The sequence below is a fragment of the Methylovorus menthalis genome, from assembly GCF_020523625.1.
Classification (GTDB): Bacteria; Pseudomonadota; Gammaproteobacteria; order Burkholderiales; family Methylophilaceae; genus Methylovorus; species Methylovorus menthalis.
Genome location: NZ_JAJAQH010000006.1, coordinates 713,918 through 737,121 on the forward strand (window position 1 = coordinate 713,918; position 23,204 = coordinate 737,121).

The following is a 23,204-nucleotide window of genomic DNA, read 5'->3' on the forward strand; positions in this document are numbered from 1 at the left end:
CTTGAAACCAATACACGAGCAGCGTCTGGCGTGGGCCATTACGGGCTCCGGGCATTATCTTCGCGAGTGCATTGATATCCTCAATACGCTGGATCAGGTGGATTTGTTTCTTAGCAAGGCCGCTGCCGAAATATTGAAGCAATACGGTTACGAGCATAACGTCGGACGTGTCTATCAGGACAAAACCGCGAGTTCTGTGCCAGTAGAGCTGTTTTATCATGGTGCTTACCACACGGTCGTGGTCGCACCTGCTACCTCCAATACCGTTGCCAAGATGGTCTACGGTATTTCGGATAATCTGGTTACCAATATTTTTGCGCAGGCTGGCAAGTGCCGTGTACCCAGCATTGTATTTGCCTGCGATACGGAGCCGGAGCTCGAGTCCGAGGCACCCCGCGAGCATATGGTCAAAGTCTATCCGCGTCGTATTGATCTTGAAAACATGGAAAAGCTGAAGACCTTTGACGACACCACAGTGGCAGGCGATATCGCCCAGTTACAAGCAGCAATCCAGACGCGGTTGGCATGGCTGAGAGACTCCTCTTCCTGACCGGCAAGCTGGCTGAAAAAAGCCTGCACAAGGTGCTGGAAGCCATGCAGCCTACCGATTTCAAATACCGCATCGCCCAGATCGGCGTTTCTGTCGCGGCATTGATGACCCCTGAACTTATCGTGCGCCGCTTGCCGGATGCCGGTGATGCTGATCGCATGCTGATTCCCGGACTCTGTCGTGGTGACTTGCGCATTCTGGAGGAAAAGTATGGCATTCCTGTGGAGCGCGGACCGGAAGACCTGAAAGACTTGCCTCAATTTTTTGGCCACGGCGGAAAAGCGCCTGATCTCTCGCAACAAAGTGTCCGTATTTTCGCCGAGATTGTGGAGGCTCCCCAGCTTACTGTCGAAGGTATTGTGGCGCGTGCTACTTATTTTCGTGAGCAGGGAGCCGATGTTATCGACCTCGGCTGCCTGCCCAATACGCCTTTTCCGCATCTTGCGGATGCCATACAGGCGCTGAAGTCTGAAGGATTTTCAGTCAGCGTTGACTCATTGAATCATGATGATTTACTGCTGGCGGGCAAGGCGGGTGCGGATTATCTGTTAAGCCTGACAGAGCATAGCCTGTGGATAGCCGATGAAGTAGCGGCCACTCCGGTGCTGATCCCAGCAAAGTCTGGTAGTTTACCTTCGCTTTATCGCGCGATTGACGGCATGCTGAAAAAAGGCCGCCCCTTTATTGCCGATGCCATTCTTGATCCCATCCCGTTTGGTCTGACAGACTCGATTGTGCGCTATCAGCGCTTGCGTAAAAAATACCCAAAAATTGACATCATGATGGGGGTAGGTAACCTCACCGAGCTGACTGATGCTGACACCACAGGGATCAATGCCATTCTGTTTGGCATCATTACCGAGTTGAATGTAAATGCGGTGCTGGCGACTTCCGTGAGCCCTCACGCGACCAATGCGGTGGCAGAGGCCGATGTCGCACGCCGCGTCATGCATGCCGCTCGTGAGGACAGGCGCTTGCCACGAGATTACAGCAATGGCTTGCTGGGCCTGCATGATCGCCGACCATTTGGCTATAGCGCTGAGGAAATCGCTGAGCTGGCTGCCCAGATCAAAGACCCCAGTTTCCGCATCCAGGTGAGCGAGCAGGGTGTGCATATTTATAATCGCGATGGCATGTTCACCGCGACTGATCCGTTCACGCTTTATCCAGACCTGAAGGTAGATGATGACGCTTCGCACGCTTTTTATCTTGGCGTTGAGCTGGCCCGGGCACAAATTGCCTGGCAGTTGAAAAAACGCTATAGCCAGGACGAAGAGCTGGAGTGGGGCGTCAACACAGTCCGAAAAGCACCAGAGGCCCGAGTGGCACATCGGGATGCCTCTCTTAAGGAAAAACGCAGCAAGGACAAGTCCTGACATTCATGAATATCCAAGGCTACCAGCAAGTGAAATCGGGAGAGATGATCCATGAAACCATCGTCATCAGCACCGACGCGCAAGGCTCTCCGCACATTGCACCTTTTGGGGTAAGGGAGCGGGATGGCTTGATCCTGATCGCGCCATTTCGTCCATCTGCCAGCCTTGATAATCTTCTGGCCCGTCGCACGGCTGTCTTAAACCTGACCGATGATGTACGCATATTTGCGGGTGCTCTCAGTGGCCGAAGAGAATGGCCGGTACGAAAGGCAAGCTATGTGGAAGGCTATGTGCTCGAAGCCGCATTGGCGCACAGAGAACTGGTGCTGGAGGAGGTGGTGGAAGATGCCGAGCGCCCATTGCTTTATTTCCGTGTCGTGCATGAAGAAGTACATGCGGCATTTCGTGGCTTTAACCGTGCTCAGGCCGCGGTGGTTGAGCTTGCGGTCTTGGTCAGCCGCCTGCATATGTTGCCTGTAGAAAAAATTGAAGCCGAAATGAAGTATCTGAAAATTGCCATCGAAAAAACAGCGGGCCCGCGCGAGCATGAGGCATGGCAATGGCTGGTGGAGCGTGTTGCCCAACATCTGGCCGCCGGTGAGAAAAAGGGGCAGGCATGAACAAGTTTCTGGCTAGCGTCAGCAGTCTGCAGGAGGCCGAGATGATGTTGCCCCATGCTGACATTATTGATCTTAAGAATCCGTCGATGGGTGCGCTGGGGGCGTTGCCTGTTGATGTGATTGAACAAATTGTGCGTTATGTAGATGGTCGCAAACCCATCAGCGCTACCATAGGCGACCTGCCGATGGAACCAAAACCGGTAGTGGCTGCCATACAGGCGGTCGCCGCCACAGGCGTCGATATTGTTAAGGTTGGAATGTTCGCAGGTGATCAACTGGCTTGTGTCGAGGCTATAAAGCCAATGGCCAGATCGGGAATCAAAGTTGTAGCCGTGTTATTTGCTGATAGCCCGCAAAAATCACTGCCTCTGGATGTATTTACTCAGGCAGGATTTTATGGCGTGATGCAGGATACCGCTATCAAAAATGGTTCCAGCCTTCTGGATCATCAAGACTTACTTCAGTTGCGAGCGTTTGTGCAAGAAGCGAGAGGTAATGATCTCATCTGCGGCTTGGCAGGTTCTTTGGGGGTGTTTCACATAGAGCCCTTGGCAGCACTTGAGCCTGACTATCTTGGCTTTAGAAGTGCGTTATGTCACAAAAGCAATCGCACGACGACAATATCAGCGACGGGCGTAGCAGCCGTGAAAGAGATGTTGTTTAAATGCAACACAGCCTTGAAAGGCGCGCTGGCTGTGTAGTTTATGCAGTTAAGCATTTGCAAGCACAGTTGGCTTTAAAGTATAGTAAGCCTTAAATCTACAGTCACCGGGAGTTAAACCATATGAAGAAAAATCTGATCAGCATCGCAGTTGCTGGCGTTTTGGGTCTTGCTGCATTGCATGCGAGCGCAGAAGAAGCTTATCAAGGTTCTTGGTACGCTCTGCCAGGTATCAATGTCATGAATGCTGACAATGACCTGAAAGCAGAAAACACCAGCGTAGGTGGGTTCCTGAAATTCGGTAAGGAGCTGAGCGAGCACTGGGATGTGCAAGTTGGCCTGAGCCATAACCGTGCTGATGAAGACTCCAGTCAGTTTACAGGTGGCAAGTACAAGCAAACCCTGCTGGGTGTTGATGCTTTGTACCTGTTCAGCCGCGAAAAATTCCGTCCATTCCTGCTTGCTGGTCTGGGCGCTGCACGTAACAACGTTGATTACAAGCCAAGTGCTGCTGGTTACGATGACAGCAATACGTCCTGGATGGCCAATGCTGGTCTGGGTTTCCAATACCTGTTCACAGAACGTCTGGGCTTCCAGGCTGACCTGCGTCATGTATGGAGCCGTGCTGAGATTCAAGGCGACAAGGAAACCATTGGTAACAACTACCTGAACCTGGGTCTGATCTGGAAATTTGGCGCTGCTGAAAAGGTAGCTGCTGTTGAGCCAACTCCAGTGGCAGCTCCTGAGCCAGCTCCAGCTCCAGCACCTGTTGTTGCTGAGCCAGAGCCAGTCGGTCCAGCTCCAGCTGCTTTCGACAAGGTTACCTTGCAATCTGAAGTGCTGTTCGGCTTCGACAAGGACAACCTGAAAGAAGAAGGCAAGAAGGTTCTGAACGCTGACGTGGTTGAAAAGATGAAGGCTCATCCTGAAGTTGAGCTGGTGCTGATCACTGGTCACACTGACCGTATCGGCGATGAAGCTTACAACCAGAAGCTGTCTGAGCGTCGTGCCAATGCAGTTAAGAAGTACCTGGTAAGCCAAGGTATTGAAGCTAGCCGTCTGCATGCAGTAGGCAAGGGTGAAGCTGAGCCAGTGGCTGATTGCCAAGGCGTACGCGGCAAGAAGGCAATTGCTTGCTTGCAACCTAACCGCCGTGTTGTTGTAGAAATCGAAGTACAACGCGCAGGTAACTAAGGTTATCTTCGTAGTGAAAAGCCCCGCTTTGCGGGGCTTTTTTATGGGCTGAACCATGAATACAACCGAAGTAGAGCTGGCGATAGAAGCGCGCTGGGTCATTCCAGTTATCCCGCAAGGGCTGGTGCTTGAAAACACCTCTGTCATGATTGATGGCGAGGGCCATATCCATGCCATCTTGCCGACGGCAGAAGCCAGAGCCACTTTTCATCCTGCACGAGTGATTCGACTGGAACACCATGCGCTAATTCCGGGCCTGATAAACCTGCATACGCACGCGGCCATGACCCTGATGCGCGGCATGGCCGATGATTTGCCATTGATGGACTGGCTGCAGAATCACATTTGGCCTGCAGAGCGAGCCGCCGTTACTCCCCGTTTTGTGCGGGATGGTACCTTACTGGCGAGTGCCGAAATGCTGGCAGGTGGTACCACCTGTTTCAATGATATGTATTTTTACCCCGACGCAGCTGCAGAGGCTGTTACTCAGGCTGGCATACGAGCCCATCTTGGCATGGTTGTGATGGATTTCCCTTCTGCTTATGCCACAGATGCCGATGATTACCTGTTGAAAGGGCTGGAGGCGCGAGATGGATGGCGCGGGAATCCACTTATCAGCAGCAGCCTTGCGCCGCATGCCCCTTACACCATGAGTGACCGCAGCTTTGAGCAGGTGATGACCTACGCCGAGCAATTGGGGCTGGGAATCCATACGCATCTGCATGAAACGCGCGCCGAACTTGAGCAAAGTTTCACTCAATATGGGGTGCGGCCAATCCGACGAATGGCTGATTTGGGTATACTGGGCCCTAGCTTGGTGGCAGCCCATGCAGTGCATCTGGATGACACGGAGCGTGCACTGCTCAAGGAGTTTGGTTGTCATGTCGCGCATTGCCCCACCTCCAACCTGAAGCTGGGCAGTGGCATCGCTAATGTCTCTGCCATGCTGGAGCGTGGTATTAACGTTGGCCTGGGCACGGATGGTGCCGCCAGCAATAACCGCCTCGACATGTTTGCCGAAATGCATCTGGCAGCATTGCTCGCCAAAGGAGCGGGTGAGGATGCAGCTGTGGTCCCCGCCACCAAAGCCCTGGAAATGGCGACGATTAATGGTGCACGGGCATTAGGGCTCGACGATAAAATAGGTACTATCGAGTCAGGTAAGCTGGCTGACCTGGTGGCGGTTGATATGGATAGTGCCATTTGCAATCCATGTTTTGATCCCGTTTCCCATCTGGTCTACGTTGCCGGGCGCGAGCATGTGACGCATACCTGGATTGCAGGTGAACTCTGCTATCAAGAGGGCATCTATGCTCATGTTGAACCTGCCGAATTAAAGGAAATAACGACACAATGGTATCCCAAACTCAGTCCGTTTCGGGCATGAATGCCGACCCTGCAGAACTGCAGAAATTTGCCACACTGGCTCACCGTTGGTGGGATCCCAATAGCGAATTCAAGCCTTTGCATGACATCAACCCCCTGCGCTTGCAACTCATAGACGACCTCGCGGGATTGCAAGGTAAAACCGTGCTGGATGTCGGCTGTGGTGGTGGCATTCTTTCAGAATCCATGAGTGCACGCGGTGCCGATGTGACGGGCATTGATCTTGGTGAGAAAGCCTTGAAAGTAGCAGAGCTGCACAGACTTGAAAGCGGCGCCAAGGTGAATTACCGTCTGATCGAGGTCGAGGCGCTTGCCAAAGAGCAGCCAGCCTCATTCGATGTTGTGACTTGCATGGAAATGCTGGAGCATGTGCCCGACCCCGCTGCGGTAGTACGTGCATGCGCTACCTTGGCAAAGCCGGGCGGGCATGTGTTTTTTTCTACCTTGAATCGCAATCCAAAATCCTATCTGTTTGCCGTTATCGGTGCCGAATATGTGCTGAATATGCTGCCCAAGGGCACGCATGAGTACGCCAAGTTCATTAAGCCATCCGAGCTGGCAGAGTGGGCAAGGGAATCCGGCCTGACGGTTGGTGGAATGCGGGGCATGAGCTATAACCCGCTGCGCAAGCATTACTCGCTGGGAACGGATGTCTCAGTCAATTACATCATGCATACGGTGAAGTAAGCGTGGCTGATGTGATCCTGTTTGATCTGGACGGTACCCTGGTGGATACCGCGCCAGACCTTGCTTATGCACTTAATCTGCAACGCGAGCGGCATGGACTTGCGGCCTTGCCGCTGGACGATATCCGGCCATTTGCGTCGCATGGCAGCCGTGGCTTGTTGCATAAAGGCTTTGGCCTCACGATGGATGATTCGGAGTTTGAGACCATGCGTAATGAGTATCTGGCGATTTATGATGAAGTCTTTGCTCGATCCCCGGTGCTTTTTTCTGGCATGGCTGAGGTGTTGGCCCATATAGAAAGTCAGAGCCTGCGCTGGGGCGTGGTGACCAACAAGCCCCGTCGCTTTACCGAGCCCATGATGCAGGTGATGGGGTTGAGCAGGCGGGCTGCCTGTGTCGTTAGCGGCGATGATGCTGCGCGTGCGAAGCCATATCCGGATACGTTATTGCTGGCTTGCGCCCAGATGGCCGTCAAGCCTCAGCAATGTCTCTACATCGGCGATGCTGAGCGGGATATCGAGGCGGGACGTACAGCAGGCATGAAAACGGTGCTGGCCATGTATGGCTATTTGGATGATCAGGACCAAACAGAGCAATGGGGCGCGGATGCCATGATTGACCAACCTCTGGATTTGATCGCGTTAATCCACTGAAATAGTAGGTATTCTCATGCCTAAAAGCATGTTTACCGCTACTGATTATGATCAGGTTGCCGAGTTGGCTGTCTGGGCATTGAGGGACGGCTAGCCCTACCAACCGATGAACAGACTCAACTAGCGAACGCTGCGCCGCTCCATTAAGGCCTGAGCCAGTGTTCCGCTATCTACATGTTCGATTTCGCCGCCCATGGGCAATCCACGGGCAATGCGGCTCACCTTGAGCCCGCGCGAGCGCAACAGCTCGCTGATATAGTGCGCCGTCGCTTCGCCTTCCACGGTGTAATTGGTGGCGAGCACCACCTCTTCTACCACACCGTCCTGTGCACGTTTCAGCAGTTTTTCCAGGTGAATTTCTTTGGGGCCTATGCCATCCAGCGGCGATAGCTTACCCATCAATACAAAATAACGGCCCTGAAACACGCGTGTCTGTTCCAGCATCATCAGATCGGTGGGCATTTCAACCACGCAGAGCAGGGTGGGGTCGCGATTATCAGCCGCACACAAAGGGCAGACAATATCTTCGCTGAAGGTGTTGCATAGGCTGCAATGGGTGACGACTTGCAATGCGTTATGCAAGGCCTGGGCGAGGCCGCCGGCGCCGCTACGGTCGCGTTGCAAAAGATGGTATGCCATGCGCAATGCGGATTTTGGCCCGACGCCTGGCAGGCAACGCAGAGACTCAACAAGCTGCTCCAGGGCGGGTGGGTTGCGCATGGCTTTGAGGTGTTTTTTCGCTAAGACTAAAAAGGCAGCTTCATGCCGGCAGGCATCAAACCGCTCATGCGCTGCTGCGAGGTGGCTTCTGCCTTGCGCACGGCATCGTTGAGTGCCGTGACGATCAGGTCTTCCAGCATTTCCTTGTCATCGCTCATCAGGCTGGGGTCGATATGCAATCGCTTGACCTCATTACGACAGGTGATGGTGACTTTAACCATGCCGGAACCCGCTTGGCCCTCAACTTCCACCTGCGCCAGTTCTTCCTGGGCGCGTTTCATGTTTTCCTGCATTTGCTGGGCCTGTTTCATCAGGTTGCCCAAGCCGCCTTTCATCATGGGATGCTCCTTAGTCTGCGGTTATTGTAGGGGTTTGATACTGGAAGGGATGATCTGTGCGCCAAAGTCACGCACTAATGCCTGCACAAAGCCATCTTGCTTGATGGAGGATTCCGCTTGGGATTGCAGTTCGGCTTTTTCCTGACTGATGTGGTGGGCGGGCGTATTGTTGCCGCCGCCTATGCTGAACTGCAAGTGCATCTTGCGGCCGAAGTGGGCCTCAATCGCGGCTTTCAGCTTTTCTTGGTAGTTAGGGTCCAGCAAATGTTTGTGGGCTTCCGGCACTTGTAGCTCAAGGCGGTCTGCCGTATGGCTGGTCAACTCGCAATGCTGGGCCAGAGCCCTTGCCAAACCAAGTTTCAACTTGTCTACCAAGAGACGCCAATTGCCATCAAACTCTTCCTGCAGGCTGTTTTCTGCAGAGGATGAAGGCATCGTAGATTCAGAAAAGGGCGCGTAGGTGGGTTCAGGCGACGCAACCTGAGAAGCCTGCTCTTTTGAAGAGCTTACCTGAGCTTCAGGCTCGATCACCACTGGAGCGGTGGCGGTAGTGGATTCAAGGATGGCGCCAGCACCAGTGTTTGTTGCAGGTGTGATAGATTCAGTCATGGGCTTTGCCTGCGATGGCTGGTTAAGCCCGGCCGCAGCGGACTGTGCCGCTATAGTTGATTTTGCCATGGTTGCGGCGGCGAGCGCACTGGCGGCACCGCCTGCCATCTGAGCGACGGGCCGATCGCTACCGGATGGGGCCGGAGTCGCAGGCGAAGGTTTGTTAGTGCTTTCGTTTGTGAAAGCCAGCATGCGCAACAGGCACATGGTGAAGCCTGCAAACTCATCTGGAGCCAAACCAAGGTCGCGGCGGCCCAGCAGGGTAATTTGATAATAAAGCTGCACTTTATCGGCAGGGAGTTTGCCGGCGAGGTCCAGCAGGGCCGTGCGCTCGGGCAGGTCCATTGGAATACTTTCCGGTACGGTCTGTGCCACGGCCAGCTGATGGAGCAACTGGGCCAGATCCGCCAGGGCGGTATCAAACGACAAGCTGCGTTCTTCCATGCTTTTGGCTTGCGCCATCAGGCTCGGGCCATCCTGGACAATCAGGGCATCCAGCAGGCCATACAGGTAGCTCTGGTCGATGGCGCCGAGCATGGCGCGCACTTCGCTTTCATTTACGCGATTGCCACCGTAGGCAATGGCTTGATCCAGCAGGGAAAGCGCATCACGCATGCTGCCGTTGGCAGCGCGGCTAATCAGTTGCAGCGCAACACTGTCGGAGGGAATATTTTCCTTGGCCAGCACTTCTTGCAAGTGGCTGGTAATCGAGGGTGTGGACATCTGGCGCAAATTGAATTGCAGGCAGCGCGAAAGGACAGTGACCGGCATCTTTTGCGGGTCAGTCGTCGCCAGGATGAACTTGACGTGCGCAGGTGGCTCTTCCAGCGTTTTCAACATGGCATTGAAGGCTGAGCGCGACAGCATGTGCACTTCATCGATGATATAGACCTTGAAGCGGCCAACTGTCGGGGCATATTGCGCGTTATCCAGCAGCTCGCGCATGCTGTCTACCTGCGTGTTTGATGCCGCATCCACTTCCAGCATATCGACAAAGCGGCCGCGGTCGATGTCGACGCAGGCCGAACAGACGCCGCATGGGTGAGCGGTAATGCCGGTTTCACAATTGAGCGATTTGGCGAGGATACGAGCCAGCGTGGTCTTGCCAACCCCGCGTGTACCGGTAAAAAGATACGCGTGATGCAGACGCTGTTGCTCAAGGGCATTGGTCAGTGCGCGCACCACGTGTTCCTGTCCGACCAGCGCTTCGAACAGCTTGGGGCGCCATTTCCGGGCAAGAACTTGATAACTCATAAGGCAGGCGTTTACTTAGATTAGCGAGACTACAACTTTAGTCCAAAAAGCGCATTCGCGTAAGAGCGGAGATTTGATCCTGATTGTTGAGCGGTCATGATCAAACCTTGGGAAATCGGTGGCGAGCCCAGCCCCCGGCACTTGCTTCAATAACTGTGGCTGCTTCCTTCCGGACCTGACCAGGTTCGCTACTTTGCAATGCGGGGAGGCCCGCCGGAAATAATTCTAGCGCAAAACGCCTGGATTCCCTAATTGAAATAGATCGGTCGTTGCAGGTTAGCCAACTAGATAATGCCTAATCCATGCGCTATAGTGCGGAGATAAATCAATGAAATAAATAATAATCTCAAGGGTTAAGTGCGCGAAAAATCTGGCATGTTCAGCATTCAGCAACCATGGCAAGGGCGTCTTAAGGGAATGTGGTTTACGCTGCAAAGCCCGACCGCCAACTTGCTGGGACAGGCTATTCTTTTTTTCTTGGTGCTGGCAGAAAGCCTGATCTGCATCTTCTGGATTTATACGCTCTCCGGCTTGGGCGACGGTTATGCTCTCATGGCGGCGGTGCCGTACGTCTACCTCGTGTTTTCATACGCCAGCCTGCTGTTGTTTTATCGCATGCAGCGCTTCGATTATTTTGTCTTTACGCAGCTAGTCATGCTGCTGGTCATGCCCTTTTTCATGCAATGGATTATCGGCGGCTTTGAAGCGTCCAGTGGCATGGCGATCTGGGCCTTGCTTTCCCCGGTGGGCGCCATGATGATTCTGGGCGCGACGCAGTCCACGCAATGGTTTGCCCTTTTTCTTATTCTGGCAGGGGTTTCCTGGCAGCTCAACAGCCTGTTTGCGGGCTATGCGCTTCCTATCCCTGCAACAACCAAAAGCATCTTCTTTCTGATCAATCTGGCTGGTGTTGCCAGCATTCTTTATACCGTTCTGCGCTATTTTCAATCGCAGAAAGCCAGGCTGATGGAAGCCTTATCCTACGAGCAGGCGCGCTCGGAGAAGCTTTTGCTCAGCCTGTTGCCGGTGTCCATTGCCGAGCGCTTGAAAGCCGGCGAAGTGAAAATAGCGGACCGGTATCAAAATGTCACCATCCTGTTTGCTGATCTGGTGGACTTCACCAGATTGTCTTTGCATATGTCACCGGAAGCATTGCTTGATCTGTTGAATGAGGTGTTTTCCGGGTTTGACCGCCTGGCCGCCAAGCATGGTCTTGAGAAGATCAAGACGATAGGGGATGCTTATATGCTGGTCTCCGGAGCGCCGATCGAGCGGCCTGATCATGCCGAGGCGGTGGCGGATATGGCATTGGAAGTGCAGGCCTTGCTGCAGAAGATATCTATACAGGTCGGCACGCCCTTGTCCATGCGCATAGGCATCAATAGCGGCCCGGTGGTGGCAGGCGTTATTGGACACTCAAAATTCAGTTACGACCTTTGGGGTGACGCTGTTAATCTTGCACGCCGCATGGAGCAATATGGGATACCCGGCGATATACAGGTGTCAGAGGCGACGTATCAGCTATTGCGTGAACATTATGTCATGGAGCGTCGTGGGACGATTCTGGTTAAAGGGCATGACGAGCAGGTAGCCGCCTACCTGTTGAAATCCAAGCGAACTGCATTTTAGGTTTGGACTGCCGCCGGACTTGATATATAATCCGGCTCCACGTTACGGAAGGGTGGATGAGTGGTTTAAGTCGCACGCCTGGAAAGCGTGTTTAGGCTAATAGCCTAACGCGGGTTCGAATCCCGCCCCTTCCGCCAATAACGAGTTTGATTCGATCCATTCCAGTTCGATATAGTCCATGAAAGCCAGACCTAGTCTGGCTTTTTTGCATTTCAGCAGTCCATTCTAATCCGTTGCAATCCGGGCAGTTTGCGGGGTAATTTTCGAATGACTTACCACATTCACCATAAAAGTTACCACACGCCATGGCAAAGAATTTGACGGATTTGGCTTGCCGAGAAGCCACCTTTGAAGGCAAAACCCTCTCAAAGCTGAGCGATGGCGGCGGCCTCTATCTATGGGTGTCCCGCCCGGCCTGAAAAGGCCTGATCCCAAACGTTGCCAAGAATCAACCGGCCATCAGACCTGAAGAGCTGCCAAAGCTCATGGCGGACATTACCGATTATCACAGGCTTGGCGAAATGAATATCCAGCTGGGCTTGAAATTGCTGGCGCACGTATGGCTTAGGACGCGCGAGCTGACGTATGGTCGATGGGATGAGCTGGACTATGACGCAAATCTCTGGCGCGTGCCCGGCGAACGCATGAAAATGGACCGCGATCACCTTAGCCCCTTAACTCCCCAGGTTAAAGTGATCCTAGAGCGATTGCGCGTGCTTGCGAAGGGTAGTGAATACATTCTGCCGGGCCGAAACCATTTGGCACCTGTGAGCAACAATACGTTGCTCTATGCACGGTACCGAATGGATTACAAAAGCCAGATGCATGGCCATGGCTTCTGTTCTGTGGCTTTAACCATTCTGAACGAGAGCGGATTCAATCCAGATGCCACCGAGAGGCAACTGGCCCACGTCCCGGAAAATGCTGTGCGTGCAGCATATAACCGGGCTGAATACATCGATGAGCGCAGCAAGATGATGTTGTTGTTGTGGTCTGATTACCTTTGTAAGAGGTAACTCCAAAAATATTCTGGGCGAATAATTAGTTTTTTCATAAAAATTCCCCCTGAGCTGGGATTGTTGGATTGATTGAAGTCGCGGGAGAAAGGGCGCAAGATGGGCTTCCAGCATGAGCTGGAAATAACTATAAAGGTGGAATGAACGTGAAAAAGGGCGAACTATACAAAACCGTCAAAGTCGATAGTGAGCAATTCGAACTTCGCAAATGGCGCGTAGGCACTACAAATTTCATGGTGGCCGTAAACGAAAGCGACGAGTTTGCATTTGAGCCTGTTGAGGCCTCAGATGAAGTCCTTCAGGACGCTAAGAAGCAGCTTGGCGTTAACGGCGATGAGTTTCTCGCGAGCGTTTTAATTTACGAGTTGCAGAGAAATGCTTGACTTTATCCGCGCCGAGTACCGAATAATCCGCCTCATTCGATATTCTGAATAGCTGTACCCATACAAACCCGCATGTGCCACGCACTGCGGGTTTTTGCATTTCTGGCTACTTGATAACTGCAATCGCGCTGTCCGTTATTCGGAAGGTTTTAGTTCCAAAGTTCACCATGGCCCCACAGCTTGCGTTGAGTGAACGGGCATTGCCGAAAGAGACTTTTACAAAACACGTTCCGTTACCTTCTGCGAGAAACTTAACTGACGATGTCTTATTTAGCGCTGGGATAGGAGCTTCGATAAATAAGGTCCTATCTAAGCTAGTGTAAGAGAGCTTTATTGAAGTTATTTCCTTGCTGGCAAGATTTTCAAAACTGATCGTTTCAATGGGCAACATGAGTCCATACATTGATGCGGTAAGAGCGCCAGCTCCAAATGCGATCATGCAGAAAAAAATAACAACAATTTTAAATTGAATTTTCATCCAAGATCCAATTTTGTCTAGATTTATCAGTTATTTATCTACTATCTTTGGAGATCTCAACTTTTTCAATGTGAATTCACATAAATGCTTGAATTTATTTTATAAATCAGCGCAGGCTCGGCTTAGTAGAGTCATGACCGCCTAAAGCACGCCGGATGCTATAACCGGCGATCACCATCAGCGTTTTCCGCAAGCTATGAGTGCGCCAACCATAGCAGACTGATATGTGGAATCTCCTTTCCCGCGAAGGTTCCTAAACTCCCGGCTTTAGAGAAGGGCGGTCTAGCTCCAAGCCGCGACTTTGGTGAAAAAATGCTGGACTATCGAAATAGGGAATGTGAAGCGCGTTCTGCTCTTGATGAATTCTTTTCAGAGCAGTTTGGATAAAAAAGTAGCCGAAGCTCCTAGAACCGCTATCCCGCTAGATTCCTCAGCTACGCTGTAACTCTTATCCTTGGTCGCAGGCTTGTAGGGGCCATAGTGTATGGGTTGCCATGGCTTATGCCATAATCCTGCAAGGTGTAACAGAACAAACGTCAGAATATGCAGTCACAAGATTAAGTGCAGCAAGGCTGATTGAGCCGGTTTATGAATCCAGTGAGAGAAAAATGAAATATCTAGTGGCGGTTTTTTTATGGGTGGCGAGCAATATGGCATATGCAGGAGGATGTAACGAGCTTTACAACCACCAGTTCAATACCTTGCAAGGTGAAAAAATCAACCTGTGTGACTATCAGGACAAGCCTATTCTGGTGGTGAACACGGCTAGCAAGTGCGGCTTTACTCCCCAGTTTGAAAAGCTGGAGTCCATGTACAAGCATTACAAATCCCACGGTTTGCTTGTGATTGGCTTCCCCTCCAATGACTTTAAGCAGGAATTGAGCAGTAACAAGGAGATAGGTGACTTTTGCAAGCAGACCTATGCGGTGCAGTTCCCCATGGTAGGCAAGACCTCTGTCGTGGGGCCGCAAGCGCATCTCTTCTACAAGCAACTGGCGGCGATTACCAAAGAGCCTCCCATGTGGAATTTTTACAAATACCTGATATTGCCGAATGCTGAGCAGGTTTATGCCTATAGCAGCGATGTTGAGCCTGAGGCCAGCCAGATCATGAGCAAGCTGAAGCCTTACCTGAAGTAACGATTCAATAGTTAGCTGTAATGACAAAAGAGGGGCTTGTTTCAAGCCCCTCTTTTTATGGGTGAATGGTCTTTATTTCTTCTGTATTCAATTACTTATTGGTAGCTCTTCGTTTTTAAGGCGCAGACTTAAACCCTTAAGTGTGGCCGGGGATGTAAAATGCGGATATGACTGATTCATTAACGCCTTCCAACGAACCATTTTCCGAGCCGTTTTCTGAGCTGAGTCCAGACCTGGTTCTGGATGCCTTGGAAAGCCAAGGCTTGATGACCGATGGGCGACAATTGGCGCTCAATAGTTACGAAAACCGCGTTTATCAGGTGGGCATAGAAGATGGTCAGCCAGTGGTGGCCAAGTTTTACCGCCCCAAGCGTTGGGATGATGCGCAGATAGGGGAAGAGCATGCGTTTCTGTGCTCTCTGGCAGAGGCCGAAATTCCTGCCGTACCGCCTATGCAGATCAATGGCAAAACGCTGTTTGAATACCGCGGTTATCGCTTTGCGGTATTTGCGCGTCGAGGTGGCCGCTCACCAGAGCTTGATCAACCGGATGTGCTGAAATGGATGGGGCGTTTTATCGGGCGCATTCATGCGCTGGGTGCGCAACAGCCATATGTGCATCGCCCCACGCTCAATATTGAAAGTTTTGGCACGGCTCCCAGTGATTATCTTCTTGAGCATGGCTTTATTCCGGCAGACCTGGAGCAGCCTTACCGTGCCGTTATCCAGCTCGCGCTGCAAGGTGTAGCCGAATGTTTTGAGCGGGCGGGCAGGGTGGAGCATATTCGTCTGCATGGGGATTGCCATATGGGCAATGTGCTGTGGACGGATGCCGGTCCCCATTTTGTCGACTTCGATGACAGCCGCATGGGACCTGCCATTCAGGATTTATGGATGATGTTGTCCGGCAGTCAGGACGATATGCGTCGTCAGTTGCAATCCTTGCTGGATGGCTATGAAGATTTTTATGATTTCAATCCGACGGAAGTACATCTGATCGAAGCATTGCGTACCCTGAGGCTGATCCACTACGCGGGCTGGCTGGCCATGCGCTGGACCGATCCTGCATTTCCCCGCGTATTCAGCTGGTTCAATACCCAGCAATACTGGCAAGACCGCATCCTGGAGCTGCGTGAGCAGGTTGCGTTGATGCAAGAACCTCCCATCCTCATCCAGCGCGGTGGCAATTTCTAGCCGTCCACCGGTAGCGTGGCACTCCGAAGCAGTGAGTGGCGTATCTGTGCTGACAACTGTACTGTAAAAATTTCCCTTATCTGTGTCTGCCAATCCTGATGCGATGATCATAGGATAACCCTATCCCAATCCGGCTGCCGGCTTTGCCCGCGACGGAATCATCGAGTTAACAGGAAGTTTGCCCGCTTATGTCAGATAACAAGGTTGTTCGCCATTATCCACACCCGGCTGCTGGTTGGGGCGCATTGAAAAATGTGGCTTTTCAGCTGGTAAATCAACGCATTCCGGCAAAAGGCGTGATTACCCTGTTGTCGCAAAACCAGCCAGATGGTTTTGACTGCCCAGGATGTGCATGGCCTGACAAAGAGCATACTTCCACCTTTGAATTTTGTGAAAACGGCGTTAAGGCAGTGGCTGCCGAAGCCACTGCCAAGCGTGTCACCCCTGAGTTCTTTGCCAAGCACACTGTCGCCGAACTCATGGAGTGGAGCGATTTCAAGCTGGAAGACCAGGGTCGCCTCACTAACCCCATGCGCTACGATAGCGCTACGGACAAATACGTACCGCTGGAGTGGGACGAAGCCTATGCCATGATTGGCCGTCAGCTGAACACGATTTCTCATGCAGATCAGGCCGTGTTTTACACGTCTGGCCGTGCTAGCAACGAAGCGGCTTTCCTCTATCAGCTGTTTGGCCGTGAATTCGGTACCAATAACTTCCCCGATTGCTCGAACATGTGTCATGAGTCTACCAGCGTCGGCCTGCCGGAAATGGTGGGCATCGGCAAAGGCAGCGTGACGCTGGAGGACTTTGAGCATACCGACACCTTGTTGCTGTTTGGGCATAACCCAGCCACCAATCATCCTCGCATGCTGGGCGAACTGCGCGAGTGTGCTCGCCGTGGCGCCAAGATCGTTTCCATCAATCCATTGCGTGAGCGCGGCCTGGAAAAGTTTGCTGATCCACAAAGCCTGCTTGAAATGGTCACCTTTGGTGGCACCAAGATCAGTGAAGTGTATATCCAGCCCAAGCTGGGCGGCGACTTGGCCTTTGTCAAAGGCCTTATCAAATACCTGATCGAGTGGGATGACCAGGCCCAAGCCACGGGCAGCAAGCGTGTGCTTGATGTCGATTTCCTGGATGAACATACCCATGGGTTTGACAGTTTTGCTGCCGATATTCGTGCAGAAAGCTGGGAGCCTATCCTGGAAGAGTCTGGTGTCAGTCGAGAGCATATCGAATCCGTTGCGAATATCTATGCGGCCGGTGAACGTGTCATTGCTACCTGGGGCATGGGCATTACCCAGCACAAGCATTCGGTTGCCACCATTCAGATGATCACTAACCTGATGCTGCTGCGCGGCAATATCGGCAAGCCCGGTGCTGGCCTGTGTCCGATGCGCGGCCATAGCAATGTGCAGGGCAATCGCACCATTGGTATCTACGAAAAGCCATCCAACGCTTTCCTGGATAGCCTGGGCACGGTGTACAACTTTGAGCCGCCACGCAAGCACGGCCACGATGTGGTGAGTGCCATTCGCGGCATGCTGGATGGTGACGTCAAGATATTCATCAGCTTGGGCGGCAATTTCTCGATTGCGACCCCGGATACTGATCGCACCTGGCAAGGTCTGCGCAACTGCGACCTGACTGTACAGATTTCTACCAAGCTCAATCGTACCAACCTGGTGCACGGCAAAGATGCGCTGATACTGCCATGCCTGGGCCGTACCGAGGTCGATATGCAGGCTGCTGGCGCGCAAGGCGTGACGGTAGAAGACTCCATGAGCATGGTGCACATCTCCTATGGCATGAACAAGCCAGCTTCGCCGCATATCAAGTCCGAGCCTGCGATTGTGGCGGGCATTGCCCATGCCACCCTGAAGAACAGCAAAACCCCATGGCTTTGGTATGTGGAAGATTACAGCCGCATTCGCAATGACATTGAGCGTGTGCTGCCTGATTTTGCCCAGTACAACCAACGCATCAAGGAGCCAGGCGGCTTCCGTCTGCCAGTGCCTTCTTATGACCGTGTCTGGCGTACCGCCACTGGCAAGGCCGAGTTCCGCGTACATGCCATTCCCCGCGACCTGCCTATCCACAAGGCACGTGAGCAGTTTGGCAGCAAGGTATTCAACCTGATGACCACGCGTTCGCATGACCAGTACAACACCACGATTTACGGGCTGGATGATCGCTATCGCGGTATTTTTGGCGAACGTCGCGTCGTCTTCGTCAATAAGGAAGATCTGGTTGAGCATGGCCTGAAGGCAGGTGAGTATGTTGATCTGGTCAGTGTCTGGCAGGATGGTATTACCCGCCGGGCAGACCGCTTCCTGCTGGTGGAATATGACATTCCACGTGGTTGCCTGGGTGGTTATTACCCAGAGACCAACAATCTGGTGCCATTGGAAAGCGTGGCGGATATTTCGCATACCCCCACCTCCAAATCGGTACCGGTGCTGATGGAGCCGCATCGTGCAGCCGCTTAGGGTAGAAACGGCCCAGGAAGTCGAGTTTTTCCTGAGCGCATTGCTTGGCGACATGCTGGCTGAGACGCAGCGCGGTCGCAAGACTATCCCCATGGCTGCCTTGTGCAAGCGCTTGAGTGTTCGCATGAGCACCTTGCAGCGCCATCTCACCAGTCTTGCCGAGCATGGTGTGGTGACGGTGCATTGCGATGATGCCGGTCGCTGGACCACAGAACTTACTGCTTATGGCATGAGCTTGTTCGACCAACTCGCTGCCTGAGCAAGGCAGCGCAAGCTGCACGGCGTAAAAATCCCTGCCGGGCGGGCAGGGACTAGGGTATATTAAGCCGTCCCCGGCCACCCTATATACCCATGAAGTTATACGTCACCGTCGCTACTCGCATTCGTGCATTAATCGATGAGAGCGTGCTGCGCCCTGGCGACAAAGTCTTTTCGGTGCGTGAGGCGAGCCTGAAATACAAGGTCAGCATCAGCACGGTCATCAAGGCCTACGAGCTGCTGGAGCAAGAAGGCGTGATCTATAGCCATCCGCAGTCTGGCTATTATGTATCCCAGCGTCAGCCATCATCACGTAAACCAAATGCGGCTGCCGCACCCGCACGACAGCTCACTCAAGTAGAGCTGGTGCTGTCCACGCTGCGCTCCATTCGTGAGTCCGGCACCATTCCCTTGGGCTCCCCTTTTCCTGATGCCCAGCTGTTCCCCGTCAAGAAAATCCGCCAGTACGAAAACGCCCTGAATGCCGATAATGGCGACTGGGGTGTGCTGAATGATCTGCCGCCTGGCAATGAAGGCCTGCGGCAACAGATTGCCAAGCGCTATCTGGATGTCGGTATGGATGTCTCGCCGCGCGATATCGTGATTACCCACGGGGCGACGGAAGCGATCAGCCTTTGCCTGCAGGCCGTCGCCAAGGCGGGCGATACCATTGCGGTAGAGGCACCCGGTTATTACGCGCTGGCCAATGCCGTGGAGCGCATGGGCATGAAAGTGGCTGAGGTACGCACGCATCCGGAGGAGGGCATGGAGCTGGATGCCTTGCAGGCGCTGATGGAAAACGTGCAGATTGCCGCCGTGTTGCTGACCGCCAACTTCCAGAATCCACAAGGTTCGGTGATGCCGGATGCCAAGAAGCAGGCCCTGGTCAATCTGCTGGCGGCGAAGCGCATTCCGCTGATTGAAGATGACGTTTATCAGGAGCTGTATTTTGGCGATGCGCCACCGTTACCGATCAAGGCTTATGATAGGGAAGGGCTGGTGCTGCATTGCGCTTCGTTTTCCAAGTCTCTCGCCCCGGGCTATCAGGTAGGCTGGACGCTGCCGGGGCTATACCGCGAGAAAGTGGAAAAGCTGATGTTCCTCAATAGCCTGTCCATTCCCTCCGCCCCGCAGATCGCGATTGCCAAATTCATGAAGCGCAGCAGCCATGCCATGCATTTGCGGCATTTGCGGCACATGCTGAAATCCAACTACGTGCTGATCAAGGCGGCGATTGAAGCGCACTTTCCTGCGGGCACCCGTATCTCTCACCCCGGGGGTGGCTATGTTGTCTGGCTGGAATTGCCTGTGGGCGTGGATGCCCTGGATCTGTACGGCTTATGTATTGCGAAGGGAATATCCATTGCCCCCGGCGCCTTGTTTAGCCGCCGGGGGGAGTTGCGCAACTTTATTCGGCTTAACTTCAGTCACCCCTGGACGCCGACGATAGAGATGGCGGTGAAAGAGGTAGGCGCACTGGCGTGCGGACTGCTGGCGGCCCAGCCTTAAACGTCACTCTTGCATCCGCCCTTAAAACGCCAGTGTTTCAAATTTGTCTGCAGGCACGGCGGGCGAGAACCAGTAGCCTTGTCCGTAATCGCAACCAGCCGCTTTCAGCAGGGCGCATTGCTCTTCCGTTTCTATCCCTTCTGCAATCACGCTTAAGCCCAGCTTGTGTGCCATGGCAATGATGGATTCACACAAGGCAAGATCATCTGGCTGCGTGGAGATATTGCGCACAAAGGATTGGTCGATCTTGATGTAATCAATATCAAACCGGCGCAGATAAGCCAATGAGGAATAGCCGGTGCCAAAGTCATCCAGCGCGACCTGAATCCCGGCATCGCGAAACGCCAGCAGCTTTTTGGAGACATTATGGCTGGTATCCAGCAGCAGCCCCTCGGTGATTTCGACTACCAGACTTTGCCCAGCCAACCCCAGTTGTTTCATGTAATCCAGCCAGTGATCGTGCGTGGAACTATCGTTCTTGAACTGGACGGGCGATTTGTTAACGCTGATCTGGAAATGCGAGCCGCGTTGCAATTGCCATTTCTTGACCTGCAGCATGGATTGCTCAAACACCCAGTCACCTATCTCCATGATCAGGCCGGTTTCTTCGGCGATAGGGATGAATTCGGCAGGGCTGACCATGCCGCGCTGGGGATGATGCCAGCGCAATAGCGCCTCGGCTTTTTCGATGGTGCCGCTGGCGAGGTGAATGATGGGCTGGTAGTGCACTTGGAGCTGCTTGTCCTGCAGGGCCAGTCGCAGGTCATTGGTGATTAGCATTTTCTGGTGGGCGGCCTGCTGCATGGAGGGCGTAAAGTAGCTGATGCGGTTTCTGCCACTGGCTTTGGCAGAGTACATCGCCTGGTCCACATTTTTGAGCAGGTTGTCTATGCTGTTGGCGTCCGTGGGGTAGAGCGTTATGCCCATGCTGGCAGAAACAAAGGCAATGTCTTCTCCCAGTTTGAATGATTCACTGAGCTTGCCCAGGATGCCTTGGGCAATCCGGTCAATGCTGTTCAAGTCTTCCAGTTCGCTCAGAATGACAATGAACTCATCCCCACCGAGCCGCGCCACGGTATCGGTGTCACGTACGCAATGATTTATACGGCGGGCGGCTTCCTGCAGCAGCTGGTCACCTTTGTCATGCCCCAGAGTATCGTTGACCTCCTTGAAATGATCCAGATCCAGAAAAAGCAGGGCGAGAGGGTGGTCAAGGCGATTGGATTTCTTGATTTCTTGCGCGAGCCTGTCATAAAACATCCGGCGGTTGGGAAGCTCGGTAAGTTGATCAAAGTTAGCCTGCCTCCAGACCAGGTTTTCTGACTCCTTCAGCTTGCTGATGTCGGTATGCGTGCCCACCATACGCAACGGTCGGCCATCGGCAGCCCAATCGACCACCATGCCACGCGCCAGTATCCATTTCCAGCTGCCATCTTTGCATAACAGGCGATGCTCATTGATATATTGCGAGGTTTCCCCATTCATGTATTTTTCCAGGTCAGTGACGACCCGGTATACATCTTCCGGGTGAATCCGTTCTTTCCAGGCTTCCAATTCCGGGCCCAATTCCCAGTCTTCCAGCCCCAGCATGCTTTTCAAGCGCGATGAGCGTATTACCTCATTTTTTTCGATATCCCAATCCCAGACGCCATCGCCGGAGCCCTCCAGTGCAAATTTCCAGCGCTGCTCGCTCAAGGTGAGTTCCTTGTGCATCACTCGCATGGTTTTCAGCGTCTGCGTACGATAGGCAAACAGGCGGCTCAGCAAATAAAGCAGCACGCTGAGCGCCAGACCCGCACCAGCGATCAGGCTGGAGCGATGCCTATCCAGTGCTGCCTCGAAGTCCGGCTTGGAGGCAATGTGGACGTTCCACACGCGACCATGTATTTCCAGATGTCTGGAAGACTCATATTGAGGGGTTTTTACTTTATCCGCCCCGGGGTTCTGATATACAGGCAGCGTGGTCACAGCGTCCGAAATATCGGTAATGCGGATCGCAAGTTGCGAAACTTCCTGCTGAAATATTTCCCCCATCAGGGTTGCAATATCAAAACTGGAAAATACCCAGCCTTCGATATTGTGTTCACGTTCCTCAAGAGACTGACCTCGCATCCTGTTGGAATAGACGGGCAAGATCATGTCCAGCGTGGCGATATTGGAGGCGCGGTTTTGCCGCATGATGGGCTGGGTCAGGTGGGTATTGGCATCCCTTAGTGCTCGCGTGAAAGCATTAAATCGGCTGGCTGGGGCTTTAATATCCTGTCGGATGCATGGATCACTGCCAGAAAAGGGCTGACTGTATACCACCGGAATGTGGAGTGCTTCATCATGATGTTGGGTAATGGGCTCTGATAGTGCCTTGCGCGAGCGTGTTGATGGCGTTGGTGTACGCTCAATCCGCGCAAATGCAACACATAGCAAACCTTGATGATTATCCAGATTCTTCAGGCTTTCCGTGTAGGCAAGAAACTCTTCTTCCTCTACGGAGTTGGACGCCATGAAAAGGCTTTGGACACCGCGCAGCATGCGATCCTGCACGGCAAGATATTGTTCAAGCTGATTCACCACCAACTGAGACTTCAAGCCAAACTCCGCCTCAAGCTTGAGGGATTCCTGCTCTCTGGATTGATGCCATAGCTGATAGGTCACGCCGAGACCAATCAGCAAGATCAGCCATGGCCAGAGTTTCCCATCTCCGCCCCAGGGTTTGATTTTGCTGACTTTGTGAAGCAGTGACTTGTCTGACGGTTGTGTGCCCATGCCAGTAAGCGGCCTTCCCTCTTCTCAGTATCCAGCTTTGTATATTGCTATATCGGCAATTTTGTTCTTGTCTTAATGCTGGTAGTTTTTATATGGGCATTTGCTTCGCGCGCCTAGAGCAGCAGCTCTTGATGCAAATTCGAACTGTGCGCAATTATTATCATGCCTGCAATATAACGCTATATTTTGGGGAGAGGAATAGCGTACCCTGCGGTATAGCTTAGCCATGATTTTTTTGCATAGGGTTTGTGTATGCGCCCTGAGCGTCACCAAGTGTCGGACGATTCCTACATGCGTCA

At 53.0% G+C, this 23,204-nt stretch carries 21 protein-coding genes, 1 tRNA gene and 1 other RNA gene; 17 read left to right on the forward strand and 6 right to left on the reverse strand.

The window, feature by feature from the left end:
- Position 1 precedes the first annotated feature (1 nt).
- The 8 genes from LG204_RS09170 (at position 2) to LG204_RS09205 (ending at position 7,127) form a co-directional block, all read left to right on the forward strand.
- Positions 2–550 carry a flavoprotein gene (locus LG204_RS09170; RefSeq protein ID WP_230336986.1) on the forward strand — a complete coding sequence of 183 codons (549 nt, stop codon included), beginning with the start codon at positions 2–4 and terminating at the stop codon, positions 548–550.
- Entirely contained in the window at positions 526–1,926 is a 1,401-nt protein-coding gene (locus LG204_RS09175; protein ID WP_230336987.1) for a DUF6513 domain-containing protein, read from the forward strand. The genes LG204_RS09170 and LG204_RS09175 overlap by 25 nt, the downstream gene beginning before the upstream one ends.
- A gap of 44 nt (positions 1,927–1,970) precedes the next feature.
- Positions 1,971–2,546: a DUF447 domain-containing protein gene (locus LG204_RS09180; RefSeq protein ID WP_230337878.1), complete on the forward strand. Its 576-nt coding sequence runs from the start codon at positions 1,971–1,973 to the stop codon at positions 2,544–2,546.
- The gene (locus LG204_RS09185; RefSeq protein ID WP_230336988.1) at positions 2,543–3,247 is read left to right on the forward strand and encodes a (5-formylfuran-3-yl)methyl phosphate synthase; all 705 of its coding nucleotides are present in this window, start codon (positions 2,543–2,545) and stop codon (positions 3,245–3,247) included. The genes LG204_RS09180 and LG204_RS09185 overlap by 4 nt, the downstream gene beginning before the upstream one ends.
- 83 nt (positions 3,248–3,330) lie before the next feature.
- Positions 3,331–4,401, forward strand: coding sequence for an OmpA family protein (locus LG204_RS09190; RefSeq protein ID WP_230336989.1), 1,071 nt, complete (start codon positions 3,331–3,333; stop codon positions 4,399–4,401).
- A gap of 55 nt (positions 4,402–4,456) precedes the next feature.
- The gene (locus LG204_RS09195; RefSeq protein ID WP_230336990.1) at positions 4,457–5,788 is read left to right on the forward strand and encodes a TRZ/ATZ family hydrolase; all 1,332 of its coding nucleotides are present in this window, start codon (positions 4,457–4,459) and stop codon (positions 5,786–5,788) included.
- Positions 5,755–6,474 carry a bifunctional 2-polyprenyl-6-hydroxyphenol methylase/3-demethylubiquinol 3-O-methyltransferase UbiG gene (gene ubiG, locus LG204_RS09200; protein WP_230336991.1) on the forward strand — a complete coding sequence of 240 codons (720 nt, stop codon included), beginning with the start codon at positions 5,755–5,757 and terminating at the stop codon, positions 6,472–6,474. The genes LG204_RS09195 and ubiG overlap by 34 nt, the downstream gene beginning before the upstream one ends.
- A gap of 2 nt (positions 6,475–6,476) precedes the next feature.
- Positions 6,477–7,127: an HAD family hydrolase gene (locus tag LG204_RS09205; RefSeq protein WP_230336992.1), complete on the forward strand. Its 651-nt coding sequence runs from the start codon at positions 6,477–6,479 to the stop codon at positions 7,125–7,127.
- 120 nt (positions 7,128–7,247) lie between these two features.
- Here the strand turns inward: LG204_RS09205 and recR are convergent, their stop codons facing one another.
- The 4 genes from recR to ffs form a co-directional block, all read right to left on the reverse strand.
- On the reverse strand, positions 7,248–7,847 hold the full coding sequence (gene recR / locus LG204_RS09210; protein ID WP_230336993.1) for a recombination mediator RecR: 600 nt from the start codon (positions 7,845–7,847) through the stop codon (positions 7,248–7,250).
- 26 nt (positions 7,848–7,873) lie between these two features.
- The gene (locus LG204_RS09215) at positions 7,874–8,182 is read right to left on the reverse strand and encodes a YbaB/EbfC family nucleoid-associated protein (protein ID WP_202943926.1); all 309 of its coding nucleotides are present in this window, start codon (positions 8,180–8,182) and stop codon (positions 7,874–7,876) included.
- 24 nt (positions 8,183–8,206) lie between these two features.
- Entirely contained in the window at positions 8,207–10,048 is a 1,842-nt protein-coding gene (gene dnaX / locus LG204_RS09220) for a DNA polymerase III subunit gamma/tau (protein WP_230336994.1), read from the reverse strand.
- Between the two features lie 117 nt (positions 10,049–10,165).
- Positions 10,166–10,263: signal recognition particle sRNA small type (gene ffs / locus LG204_RS09225), an RNA gene on the reverse strand.
- 142 nt (positions 10,264–10,405) lie between these two features.
- Here ffs and LG204_RS09230 point away from each other — a divergent pair.
- The 4 genes from LG204_RS09230 (at position 10,406) to LG204_RS09245 (ending at position 13,076) form a co-directional block, all read left to right on the forward strand.
- Entirely contained in the window at positions 10,406–11,677 is a 1,272-nt protein-coding gene (locus LG204_RS09230) for an adenylate/guanylate cyclase domain-containing protein (protein WP_230336995.1), read from the forward strand.
- A gap of 46 nt (positions 11,678–11,723) precedes the next feature.
- Positions 11,724–11,814: transfer RNA gene (locus LG204_RS09235), tRNA-Ser, on the forward strand.
- Positions 11,815–12,135: 321 nt separating this feature from the next.
- Positions 12,136–12,693 carry a tyrosine-type recombinase/integrase gene (locus tag LG204_RS09240; RefSeq protein ID WP_328442014.1) on the forward strand — a complete coding sequence of 186 codons (558 nt, stop codon included), beginning with the start codon at positions 12,136–12,138 and terminating at the stop codon, positions 12,691–12,693.
- Positions 12,694–12,833: 140 nt separating this feature from the next.
- A complete protein-coding gene (locus LG204_RS09245; RefSeq protein ID WP_230336997.1) occupies positions 12,834–13,076 on the forward strand; it encodes a hypothetical protein in 243 nt (80 codons plus the stop codon).
- Positions 13,077–13,182: 106 nt separating this feature from the next.
- Here the strand turns inward: LG204_RS09245 and LG204_RS09250 are convergent, their stop codons facing one another.
- A complete protein-coding gene (locus tag LG204_RS09250) occupies positions 13,183–13,554 on the reverse strand; it encodes a hypothetical protein (RefSeq protein WP_230336998.1) in 372 nt (123 codons plus the stop codon).
- A 608-nt stretch (positions 13,555–14,162) separates the two neighbouring features.
- On the opposite strand from LG204_RS09250, the gene LG204_RS09255 reads away from it, so the two are divergent.
- From LG204_RS09255 to LG204_RS09275, 5 genes are all read left to right on the forward strand, one after another.
- On the forward strand, positions 14,163–14,693 hold the full coding sequence (locus LG204_RS09255; RefSeq protein WP_230336999.1) for a glutathione peroxidase: 531 nt from the start codon (positions 14,163–14,165) through the stop codon (positions 14,691–14,693).
- A gap of 167 nt (positions 14,694–14,860) precedes the next feature.
- Positions 14,861–15,886 carry a serine/threonine protein kinase gene (locus tag LG204_RS09260; RefSeq protein ID WP_230337000.1) on the forward strand — a complete coding sequence of 342 codons (1,026 nt, stop codon included), beginning with the start codon at positions 14,861–14,863 and terminating at the stop codon, positions 15,884–15,886.
- Between the two features lie 188 nt (positions 15,887–16,074).
- Positions 16,075–18,378, forward strand: a complete 2,304-nt coding sequence (locus LG204_RS09265; RefSeq protein ID WP_230337001.1) for an FdhF/YdeP family oxidoreductase — start codon at positions 16,075–16,077, stop codon at positions 18,376–18,378.
- The gene (locus tag LG204_RS09270; protein ID WP_230337002.1) at positions 18,365–18,637 is read left to right on the forward strand and encodes a hypothetical protein; all 273 of its coding nucleotides are present in this window, start codon (positions 18,365–18,367) and stop codon (positions 18,635–18,637) included. Before LG204_RS09265 ends, LG204_RS09270 begins: the two co-directional genes overlap by 14 nt.
- Positions 18,638–18,729: 92 nt before the next feature.
- Positions 18,730–20,145, forward strand: coding sequence for an aminotransferase-like domain-containing protein (locus LG204_RS09275; RefSeq protein ID WP_230337003.1), 1,416 nt, complete (start codon positions 18,730–18,732; stop codon positions 20,143–20,145).
- 21 nt (positions 20,146–20,166) lie between these two features.
- Here the strand turns inward: LG204_RS09275 and LG204_RS09280 are convergent, their stop codons facing one another.
- Positions 20,167–22,905: a bifunctional diguanylate cyclase/phosphodiesterase gene (locus LG204_RS09280; RefSeq protein ID WP_230337004.1), complete on the reverse strand. Its 2,739-nt coding sequence runs from the start codon at positions 22,903–22,905 to the stop codon at positions 20,167–20,169.
- Between the last annotated feature and the right edge of the window lie 299 nt (positions 22,906–23,204).

Coding starts and splice junctions, on each gene's coding strand:
- LG204_RS09175 (WP_230336987.1), top strand. CDS start 526: ATGGCTGAGAGACTCCTCTTCCTGACCGGCAAGCTGGCTGAAAAAAGC.
- LG204_RS09180 (WP_230337878.1), top strand. CDS start 1,971: ATGATCCATGAAACCATCGTCATCAGCACCGACGCGCAAGGCTCTCCG.
- LG204_RS09185 (WP_230336988.1), top strand. CDS start 2,543: ATGAACAAGTTTCTGGCTAGCGTCAGCAGTCTGCAGGAGGCCGAGATG.
- LG204_RS09190 (WP_230336989.1), top strand. CDS start 3,331: ATGAAGAAAAATCTGATCAGCATCGCAGTTGCTGGCGTTTTGGGTCTT.
- LG204_RS09195 (WP_230336990.1), top strand. CDS start 4,457: ATGAATACAACCGAAGTAGAGCTGGCGATAGAAGCGCGCTGGGTCATT.
- ubiG (WP_230336991.1), top strand. CDS start 5,755: ATGGTATCCCAAACTCAGTCCGTTTCGGGCATGAATGCCGACCCTGCA.
- recR (WP_230336993.1), bottom strand. CDS start 7,847: ATGCGCAACCCACCCGCCCTGGAGCAGCTTGTTGAGTCTCTGCGTTGC.
- LG204_RS09215 (WP_202943926.1), bottom strand. CDS start 8,182: ATGAAAGGCGGCTTGGGCAACCTGATGAAACAGGCCCAGCAAATGCAG.
- dnaX (WP_230336994.1), bottom strand. CDS start 10,048: ATGAGTTATCAAGTTCTTGCCCGGAAATGGCGCCCCAAGCTGTTCGAA.
- LG204_RS09245 (WP_230336997.1), top strand. CDS start 12,834: ATGAACGTGAAAAAGGGCGAACTATACAAAACCGTCAAAGTCGATAGT.
- LG204_RS09250 (WP_230336998.1), bottom strand. CDS start 13,554: ATGAAAATTCAATTTAAAATTGTTGTTATTTTTTTCTGCATGATCGCA.
- LG204_RS09255 (WP_230336999.1), top strand. CDS start 14,163: ATGAAATATCTAGTGGCGGTTTTTTTATGGGTGGCGAGCAATATGGCA.
- LG204_RS09260 (WP_230337000.1), top strand. CDS start 14,861: ATGACTGATTCATTAACGCCTTCCAACGAACCATTTTCCGAGCCGTTT.
- LG204_RS09265 (WP_230337001.1), top strand. CDS start 16,075: ATGTCAGATAACAAGGTTGTTCGCCATTATCCACACCCGGCTGCTGGT.
- LG204_RS09275 (WP_230337003.1), top strand. CDS start 18,730: ATGAAGTTATACGTCACCGTCGCTACTCGCATTCGTGCATTAATCGAT.
- LG204_RS09280 (WP_230337004.1), bottom strand. CDS start 22,905: ATGGGCACACAACCGTCAGACAAGTCACTGCTTCACAAAGTCAGCAAA.